The 1074-nt window shown below is 45.9% G+C and carries 1 protein-coding gene; it reads right to left on the bottom strand.

Features of this window, described 5'->3' with window-relative positions; genetic code table 11:
• Positions 1-188: 188 nt before the first annotated feature.
• The coding region (locus A3750_RS24530; protein WP_068549027.1) for a hypothetical protein at positions 189-1074 on the bottom strand (886 nt) is incomplete at its 5' end.

Genomic DNA, 1074 nt, shown 5'->3' with positions numbered 1-1074 from the left:
TTGATTTCAGGCCACTCTTCTTCGAAGGCTTTACCTGTCACGAAGCATGTGACTTTCGCATTGTGCTCGTTAAGTCGAGCGACAAAATCGCAGGCAATGCTCGCCTCGGTGCGATCTGAGTACAATTGATTACCTGTTTTCAGGCTCATGTGATGGATGTCGGATGTAATGCAAATCATAGTTATGTCCTATAGAGCAATCTGGTTTTTAGACAATACGGCGCTTAAATTTCGGTCAAACGTGGCGCCCCATTGGCGGACATATGCCTTGATAATGCTCAGCAATGAATCTTGTTCCTGCCTGCCAAAGTGCGATGAGAAAAATGAAACGAAATGCTGTTTTTCAACCGAGGAATTCACAAAGCTCGGGTTGAAAGCAATGTAAGGGAAGATCAACGGTAACATGCTCTCGTTATCTGAAAGCTGGTATGCGAGCTTGCCCAAAGGAGGCAGCTTATTCGGCAATTTTCCTGTTTTTGGTTTGATGAGATTCATCAGTCTACGCAGACATTCTTTTGCGTTAAACTCACGTTCATACAGTGAATGCACCAGCGCTGTGTCGAAGTACGTTTGCCACGTTAAATCAGAACGTTGGAGCCTTTTGGCTTCGCATTTCAGATGGATTGACTCAAGCTGTCTCATGACATTGCGATGCCAGTCTTTTAAATCTAGCTGCAGATAGTAGGCATACTTCGGTGAAAGCCGAAAAGATAGGGCTTCGTCGTAAAGGCGCTTGAATCGCAAATCTATCTCTGAGTGCTTAAGAATTCGCGCATGTTTTTCACGATACGACCAGTGATACTCATCCAAAGAGTAGAGCAGCGCATCGCCATAGCCAATAATGGCTTTCATCGCATGTTTTATGATCAGTCGATCCAGTTCCTGAGACCGTTCCTCGTTTTGCAAACAAATTTGGTTAAGGAGCAATAGAGAGCCTCGATTAACCATGAGGTTGCGCATATCCCACGCTGGAATGTCCCGCTGTTTATGCTTGATAGACGGCACGAATTTGGCGTCGCCTAGCAGTGTTCTATGGCCCTCCATCATGTCGTACCAGAGGACCCGCGTCGGCATA

Source organism: Oleiphilus sp. HI0079 (assembly GCF_001635105.1).
The sequence above is the reverse complement of the archived record's forward strand: the minus strand, read 5'-3'. Positions and strand labels throughout refer to the sequence as shown.